The 8207-nt window shown below is 66.5% G+C and carries 8 protein-coding genes; 3 read left to right on the forward strand and 5 right to left on the reverse strand.

Going from position 1 to position 8207, the window contains the following annotated elements:
- Nucleotides 1-64: 64 nt before the first annotated feature.
- The 5 genes from AX708_RS04460 to AX708_RS04480 form a co-directional block, all read right to left on the reverse strand.
- Nucleotides 65-802, reverse strand: coding sequence for a DUF1013 domain-containing protein (locus AX708_RS04460; RefSeq protein WP_066529461.1), 738 nt, complete (start codon nt 800-802; stop codon nt 65-67).
- Between the two features lie 101 nt (nt 803-903).
- Nucleotides 904-2001, reverse strand: a complete 1098-nt coding sequence (locus tag AX708_RS04465; RefSeq protein ID WP_082745562.1) for a glycosyltransferase family 1 protein — start codon at nt 1999-2001, stop codon at nt 904-906.
- A 50-nt stretch (nt 2002-2051) separates the two neighbouring features.
- Nucleotides 2052-2969 carry a UDP-2,3-diacylglucosamine diphosphatase gene (locus tag AX708_RS04470; RefSeq protein ID WP_066529458.1) on the reverse strand — a complete coding sequence of 306 codons (918 nt, stop codon included), beginning with the start codon at nt 2967-2969 and terminating at the stop codon, nt 2052-2054.
- A gap of 214 nt (nt 2970-3183) precedes the next feature.
- Nucleotides 3184-3813: a glutathione S-transferase family protein gene (locus AX708_RS04475; RefSeq protein ID WP_066529456.1), complete on the reverse strand. Its 630-nt coding sequence runs from the start codon at nt 3811-3813 to the stop codon at nt 3184-3186.
- Nucleotides 3806-4804, reverse strand: coding sequence for an NAD(P)H-quinone oxidoreductase (locus AX708_RS04480; RefSeq protein ID WP_066529490.1), 999 nt, complete (start codon nt 4802-4804; stop codon nt 3806-3808). The genes AX708_RS04475 and AX708_RS04480 overlap by 8 nt, the downstream gene beginning before the upstream one ends.
- Before the next feature lie 135 nt (nt 4805-4939).
- Here AX708_RS04480 and AX708_RS04485 point away from each other — a divergent pair, with 135 nt between their 5' ends.
- The 3 genes from AX708_RS04485 (at nt 4940) to AX708_RS04495 (ending at nt 8142) form a co-directional block, all read left to right on the forward strand.
- Nucleotides 4940-5143, forward strand: a complete 204-nt coding sequence (locus tag AX708_RS04485; RefSeq protein WP_066529455.1) for a DUF1192 domain-containing protein — start codon at nt 4940-4942, stop codon at nt 5141-5143.
- Nucleotides 5144-5272: 129 nt separating this feature from the next.
- Complete coding sequence (gene clpA / locus AX708_RS04490; RefSeq protein ID WP_066529453.1) at nt 5273-7633, forward strand: ATP-dependent Clp protease ATP-binding subunit ClpA; 2361 nt, start codon at nt 5273-5275, stop codon at nt 7631-7633.
- Nucleotides 7633-8142 carry a hypothetical protein gene (locus AX708_RS04495; RefSeq protein WP_066529451.1) on the forward strand — a complete coding sequence of 170 codons (510 nt, stop codon included), beginning with the start codon at nt 7633-7635 and terminating at the stop codon, nt 8140-8142. Before clpA ends, AX708_RS04495 begins: the two co-directional genes overlap by 1 nt.
- The last annotated feature ends 65 nt before the right edge of the window (nt 8143-8207 follow it).

Here is an 8207-nt window from a genome sequence, read left to right on the forward strand (position 1 = left end):
GGAGGCGGGCACGCAAACAAGGAAAGCCAAGCCCCGTGTCAAGCACGGGGTGACGAAGGGGTTATCAGATAAACCCGCTCTCGGGGTCGATCTTGCCTTCGGCGGCTTCGGCTTCGCGCTTGCGGGCGAGCCAGGCTTCGGCCTCGGCTTCCTGCGCGGCTTGCGCTGCGGCCTTGTGGGTCGCATCGCGTTCGGCGCGCAGTTCCTCGATCAGCTTCTCGCGATCGTTGCGCTCGGGCCGGAGCGCGCCTTCGGCGTCCTCGGAGATTCCGGCGCGCTTGGCGGCCTTCGCGACCATCGCGTCAAGCTCGCGCTGCGAACACAGGCCAAGCGTGACCGGGTCCTTGGGGTTGATGTTCTGGATGTTCCAGTGCGAACGGTCACGGATCGCGCCGATGGTGTTGCGGGTGGTGCCGATCAGCTTGGAGATCTGCGCGTCCGACACCTCGGGGTGGTTGCGCAGGATCCAGGCGATGCCGTCGGGCTTGTCCTGCCGCTTCGAAACGGGGGTGTAGCGCGGGCCCTTGGTGCGGGTCACCTCGACCGGCGCCTTGTGCATCTTGAGCACATAGGCCGGGTCCGCCTGGCCCTTCTCGATCTCGGCCTGGGTAAGTTCGCCCGAGTGCACCGGATCGCGGCCGGTGTACTTGCTGCCCGCAAGGTCATCGGCCATTGCCTGCACTTCGAGGATGTGGAGGCCGCAAAACTCGGCAATCTGCTCGAACGACAGGGCCGTGTTGTCCACCAGCCAGGTCGCGGTGGCATGCGGCATCAGCGGCTTGGGCTGATCCTTGGTCGCCATGGGGGAAATCTCCGTTGAAAATGAAAGGGCCGCCCCTTTCGGAGCGGCCGCCTTGGAGTCTCAGATAGGCGAAACCGTGCGGAACGGCAAGGAAAAGGAAGTTAGAACACGTCCGGCGTTTGAAGAGAGACGGCCTCATCCTCTTCCAGCGCCACCAGTCCGGTCAGGAACTGGCGGGTTGCGGCGTCCCAGCTGAAACTTGCCCCATAGGCCGCGCAAGCGGCGCGGTCGCAATAGCGTGCGGCGTCAATCGCGCGGGTCAGGTCCTCGTGCATCGCGCCGACCTCGCTCGTCACGATGTCGAGCGGGCCGGGCACCGGGAAGGCGGCGACCGGCGTGCCGCAAGCGAGTGCCTCGATCATCACGAGGCCGAAGGTGTCGGTGCGGCTCGGGAAGACGAAGACATGCGCCCCGGCGTAGCACCCGGCCAGCTCCACGCCGGTCTTCTTGCCGAGGAACAGCGCGTCCGGAAATTTCGCCGCGAGGCTCGCGCGGGCCGGGCCATCGCCCACCACCACCTTGGTGCCGGGATAGGGGCAGGCGAGGAAGGCCTCGATGTTCTTCTCGACCGCGACCCGCCCGACATAGAGCAGGATCGGCCCTTCGAGGCCGGCATATTCGGGCGGCGGCGGGGCATCGGGGGAGAAGCAGGCAAGGTCGACCCCCCGGCTCCAGTGGGTGAGCTGGGTCAGGCCCTGCTCGCGCAGCTGGGCGCGGATCGTCTCGGTGGCGACCATGATGCGCTGCGCCGGTCGGTGGAACCAGCGGATATAGGGCCAGAAGAAGCGCGCCGGGAGCCCGGTGCGGCGCGCGATGTAATCGGGGAACTGGGTGTGATAGGCGGTGGTGAAAGGCACCTTGCGCCGCAGGCAATACCGGCGGGCGGCAAAGCCGAGCGGGCCCTCGGTGGCGATATGCACCGCATCGGGCGCGATCTTCGCGAGCCGCCGCCCGACGGCGCCCGGCGCGGTCAGCGCAAGGCGGATCTCGGGATAGGTCGGCGCGGGGACCGAAGGGTAGCCTTCGGGGCTGATCACCGTGACCTGATGCCCCCAGCCGCGCAGCACCTCGCAGGTGGTCGACAGGGTGCGCACCACGCCGTTGGTCTGCGGGTGCCAGGCATCGGTGACGATCGCAATCGATGCGGGGACAAGCTCGGGCGCCGCGTCAGGCGCAGGCAGCGGGCCCGCAGGAAGGATGGAAGCCGGGGCGGGCGAGGCGCTGTCGGTCGGGATCGTCGTGAGCCGGTTCACGCCGCCTCGCGCGCCGAACCTTGCGCGGGAGCCTCAGCGGCAGCAGCATCGGGCTCGCCCTCGGCACGGCGCGCCATCTCTTCGGGCCAGTGGAGGATTTCCATCCGCCCGTCATGATGCTCGACCAGCGCGTTGCAGCCTTCGACCCAGTCGCCGTCGTTCCAGTATTCGATCGCCTTGCCGTTGTGATCGAACATGCGGAATTCGGCGGTGTGGATGTGCCCGCACACCACCCCGTCGACCCCGCGCTCGCCGGCGGCGCGGGCAACGACTTCCTCGTACTTGCCGATGAATTCGACCGCGTTCTTGACCTTGTGCTTGGCCGCCTTGGACAGCGACCAGTAGGGCTTGCCCATCCAGCGCCGCACGGTGTTCACCGCGACATTGCACTTCATCATGAAGTGGTAGGCATGGTCGCCCACGAAGGCGAGCCAGCGGTGCGAGAGCATCACCGCGTCGAACTCGTCGCCGTGGAGCACCATCAGGCGGCGCCCGTCGGCGGTGTCGTGGAAGGCCGCGCGGCGGATCTCGATCCCGCCGAAATTGAGGCCGGTGAACTGGCGGAACATCTCGTCGTGGTTGCCGGGGATGTAGATCACCCGGGTGCCGCGACGGGCGCGCTTCATGATGCGCCAGACGATATCGTTGTGGGCGGATGGCCAGTAGAACTTCTTCTTCAGCCGCCAGCCATCGATGATGTCGCCCACGAGGTACATCGTCTCGCTGTCGGTGTGATCGAGGAAGTCGATCAGCATGTCGGCGTTGCAGCCCTTGGTGCCGAGGTGGACGTCGCTGATCCAGATCGTGCGGTACGAGCGCCGGGCGTTGCCCTCGGGTTCGGGGATGCGCGGGGCGGAGCCGGGGAAGCTGGCAATGTTGTCGCTGATCAGGTCGGAGAGGTCGGCACTGGTCATGGGTAACCCTTGAGTGTCATGTCTCGTTCGACCCCCATGGCAGGCAATTGTTACAGCCGACTCACAGACAAATGACGATTCCGCGTCATTTTCCGAAAGGTGAACGAGTCAATCGTGACTCATGCAGGGCCATTCCTGACCAAACTATGACTATCGCGCGACAAATCAAGCGCCGACCGCGCGTGTCTGTCGATTGCTGCAGCCAGCCCGTCGATCAACCCATCGGGACGAAGCCGGGGAGCCCTTGGACCCGCGCGATCCACGCCTTTACCGCCGGATAATCGCCCAGGCCGAAGCCGCCCTCCTCGGCGACGTGGGTGTAGGGGAACAGCGCGATATCGGCGAGGCTCGGCGCCGTGCCGCAGAAAAAGGCGTGGTTCGCCAGATGCTTGTCCATCAGCGCCAGCGCCGCGCAGCCCGCCATGCGCTTGGCCATGATCTGCGCGCGCTGTTCGGCCGAGAGGTTGGTCTCGCCCACGAAGCGCAGCCAGAAGCGCAGCGTGGCGACGTTGGGTTCGTGATTGTACTGCTCGAAGAACATCCAGCGCAGGCAATCGGCCTCGCCGAAGCGCTCCTGCGGGATCAGCGCGGACCCCTTGGCGAGATACCAGCAGGCGGCGTTGCTTTCGGGCAGGAAGCGCGCCGCGGCACCCTCCCCGATCTGGAGCACCGGAATCCGGCCATTGGCGTTGACCCGCCCGAGAAATTCGGGCGTCCGTGTCTCGCCTTGCATGATGTCGTATTCGCGGGTCGCCAGCGGCAGGCCGAGCAGCGCGGCGGTGAGCGCGATCTTGTAGCAGTTCCCGCTGCGGGGATCCTGGTGAAGGGTCAGCGCCTCAGCCATTGCCAGTGTCTTGGGCCACTTCCAGCACGATCTTCCCGATATGCGCGCCCGCTTCCATCCGCGCGTGGGCGGCGGCGGCTTCGGCGAGCGGGAAGCTTATATCCATGACGGGCGCGATCTCGCCCTCGGCGAAGAGCGGCCAGGCGTTCTCGACGATCTCGTCGGCGAGCGCGGCCTTGAAGGCGTCGGAGCGCGGGCGCAGGGTCGATCCGGTCAGCGTCAGGCGGCGCATCATCACCTGCGCCATGTTGATCTCGCCCTTGGTGCCGCCCAGCACCGCGATGGTCACGTGGCGACCGTCCTCGGCGAGGCACTTGAGGTTCTTCGCGACATAATCGCCCGAGACCATGTCGAGCACGATGTCGACGCCCTTGCCCCCGGTGTGGGCCATCACCGCCTCGACATAGTCGGTCTGGCGGTAATTGATCGCGTGGGTCGCGCCGATGCGGGTGGCGGCGGCGCATTTGGCATCATCGCCGCAGGTCACGATGACCTCCATGTCGAAGGCGCGGGCAAGCAGGATCGCCATGGTGCCGATGCCGGATGTCCCGCCGTGGACCAGCACCCGCTCGCCATCGCGCGCCATGCCGCGCTCGAACAGGTTGTGCCACACGGTGAACAGCGTCTCGGGGATGGCGGCGGCCTCGGCGAGCAGCATGCCGGTCGGCACCGGCAGGCAGTGCTGCCAGTGCGCCGCGCAATATTCGGCATAGCCCCCGCCGGGGGTGAGCGCGGCGACGTGCTGCCCGATCATCTCGCGCGGGACCTCGGTGCCCACGGCGACGATCTCGCCCGAGACCTCGAGGCCCAGCAGCGGCGAGGCGCCCGGCGGCGGGGGGTAGAGCCCGGCGCGCTGGAGGCAATCGGGCCGGTTGACCCCGGCATAGGCGACGCGGATCAGCACATCGTCCGGGCGCAGACTCGGCACGGGGCTGGTTTGAAGGCGCAGCACCTCGGGCCCGCCGGGCGCGTCGAAGCCAATCGAATGCATGGTTTCCGGCACACCCGGACCGCCACTCGCCCCCATTACCGTCGTCCCCGCAAGCGCAATTTAACCAAAGTTCGCCCTGCGAATAACCGTCTCGCCGATTGACAGCAAGCCGCTTGGGGCGGATGCTGCGAGGCAATGGAAGAACCCGATCGCCCCCGGCCTGTCGGAGATGCCGCGAGCCGCCTCGCCGCCGAGGATCTCGGCCCCTACTCGCAGGCCGAGCTCGACGAACGGATTGCGCTGCTGGAGGCTGAAATCGCCCGCGTTTCCGCCCACCGCGCCAAGGCTGCCGCGCACCGCGCCGCTGCCGATGCGCTGTTCGGGAAGGGGGGTGGATGATCCGCTCACGCGTTTCCTGCGTAGTTCCTACAAGGGATTCGCAATTCCTGCTCGCCCACCCATATTACCGGCAAATGGCTCCCTCCGCCCCCTCGCCACGGGCATCCACCCGCTGAAAAGGCCTCTCCCATGCCCAGCTTCGCCCAGAACCTCGAACGCACGCTGCACAACGCACTCGGCAACGCGTCCGACCGGCGGCACGAATATGCCACGCTCGAGCACCTGCTGCTCGCGCTGATCGATGACGAGGACGCCGCGGCGGTGATGGCCGCCTGCGGGGTTGACCTCGCCGAACTGGGCGAGGTGGTGAAGCAGTATCTTGATCAGGAATATCAATCACTTAAGACGGAAGACGGGGCGGATCCCCAGCCCACTGCCGGCTTCCAGCGGGTGATCCAGCGCGCGATCCTGCACGTCCAGTCCTCGGGCAAGGACACGGTGACCGGCGCCAACGTGCTGGTCGCGCTGTTTTCGGAACGCGACAGCTACGCGGTCTATTTCCTCCAGCAGCAGGACATGAGCCGGCTGGATGCAGTGAGCTACATCAGCCACGGCATCGGCAAGGGCGGCCGCCAGATCGAGCCCAAGACCCCGCAGGGCACCGACAAGGCCGAGGAATCGGCGCAGACCAAGCAGGAGGGCGGCAACAAGAAGGAAACCGCGCTCGACCAGTTCACTGTCAACCTCAACGCCAAGGCCGAGGCCGGCAAGATCGACCCGCTGATCGGCCGCGGGCCGGAGGTCGACCGGACGATCCAGATCCTGTGCCGCCGTTCGAAGAACAACCCGCTCTATGTGGGCGATCCCGGCGTCGGCAAGACCGCGATCGCCGAGGGCCTCGCGCGCAAGATCGTCGAAGGCGATGTGCCCGAGGTGCTCGCCGAGGCGGTGATCTACTCGCTCGACATGGGCGCGCTGCTGGCGGGCACGCGCTATCGCGGCGACTTCGAGGAACGCCTCAAGCAGGTGGTGAGCGAACTCGAGGGCATGCCCCATGCCGTCCTGTTCATCGACGAGATCCACACCGTGATCGGCGCGGGCGCGACCAGCGGCGGAGCGATGGACGCCTCGAACCTGCTGAAGCCGGCCCTGTCGTCGGGCGCGATCCGCTGCATCGGCTCGACCACCTACAAGGAATTCCGCAACCACTTCGAAAAGGACCGCGCCCTGCTGCGCCGGTTCCAGAAGATCGACGTCAACGAGCCGACCATCGAGGACACGATCAAGATCCTTAAGGGTCTGCGCACCGCTTTCGAGGATCACCACAAGGTCAAGTACACCCCCGACGCGATCAAGACCGCGGTCGAGCTTTCGGCGCGCTACATCAATGACCGCAAGCTGCCCGACAAGGCGATCGACGTGATCGACGAAGTCGGCGCGATGCAGATGCTGGTGCCCCCCAGTCGCCGCAAGAAGACCATCACCGCGCGGGAGATCGAACAGGTGATCGCGACGATGGCGCGCATCCCGCCCAAGTCGGTCAGCAAGGACGACAAGAAGGCGCTCGAGAACCTCGAACGCGATCTCAAGCACGTGGTGTTCGGGCAGGACGATGCGATCGTGCGCCTCGCTACCGCCATGAAGCTGAGCCGTGCGGGCCTGCGCGATCCGGACAAGCCGATCGGCTCGTTCCTGTTCTCGGGCCCCACCGGCGTCGGCAAGACCGAGGTCGCCCGCCAGCTCGCCGCGATCATGGGGATCGAACTGAAGCGCTTCGACATGTCCGAATACATGGAGCGCCACAGCGTTTCCCGCCTGATCGGCGCGCCTCCGGGCTACGTCGGCTATGATCAGGGCGGCCTCCTCACCGATGCCGTCGACCAGAACCCGCATTGCGTGCTGCTGCTCGACGAGATCGAGAAGGCCCACCCGGACCTCTACAACATCCTGCTCCAAGTGATGGACAATGGCCGCCTGACCGATCACCACGGCAAGACGGTCGATTTCCGCAACGTAGTCCTCATCATGACCACCAACGCGGGCGCGGCCGACATGGCGCGGCAGGGCATCGGCTTCGGCGACGTGTCGAAGGAAGACGCGGGCGACGAGGCGGTGAAGAAGATGTTCACCCCCGAATTCCGCAACCGTCTCGATGCGATCGTGCCCTTCGCCTATCTCGGCAAGAGTATCGTCGCGCGCGTGGTCGACAAGTTCATCCTCCAGCTGGAACTCCAGCTGGCCGAACAGAACGTCCACATCCAGTTCGACAGCGACGCGCGCGGCTGGCTCGCCGACAAGGGCTACGACAAGCTCTACGGCGCCCGCCCGATGGCCCGCCTGATCCAGGAAAAGATCAAGCAGCCGCTCGCCGAGGAACTGCTGTTCGGCAAGCTCTCCGAGGGCGGCGAGGTCCATGTCAGCATCAAGGACGGCAAGCCCGCCTTCGAGATGACCCCGGCCCCGCCCAAGGTGAAGCCGGCGAAAAAGGTTTCGGTGAAGAAGAAGGGGGCTGCTGCGAAGAAGCCCGAGAACGAGACCGACGAGGGCTGATGCGCGCTGCGATTGCGACACTGGCGGCGGCGGGGGTGCTGATCGGCACCACCGCCGTTGCCGCTCAGGACGACACGGACCTGGCTGCCGCCTCGGCCGAGCGGCTGGTCAAGGCCGGCAGCTGGCGCATGACCGCCACCCAGAAGGGCCCGGACGGCAAGCCCGAATGCATCGAAGTCTGGCACTTCAACGCGGACGGCACCGGCCGGGTCGAGAGCGGCGAGGAGCGGATCGACAACATCTGGCGCACCGAGCGCAAGGAGGGTGACACCTGGCTCTACACCCGCTCGATGGCATCCAACGGCGCGCCTGACTGCATGGGCGAGTCCCGCGACCCCGCCAGCCTCCCTGGCAATCCGAGCGGCGTGTTGCTCGTCTTCTTCAACAATGGCGACGCGATCCTGTGCCAGCCGACCTATTCCAGAGGCCCCGACGGCACCCTGACGCCGACGCATATGTACAGCGAGGAAAACTGCTGGGGCCGCCTCGCACCGCTGCCGAAGGGTTGAGCCACTTTCCCACCCCCAGCCCCTCCCGCAAGCGGGAGGGGGACTGGTTGTCGCTGATACTCCCC

The organism is Erythrobacter sp. CCH5-A1, from assembly GCF_001557115.1.
Lineage (GTDB): Bacteria > Pseudomonadota > Alphaproteobacteria > Sphingomonadales > Sphingomonadaceae > Erythrobacter.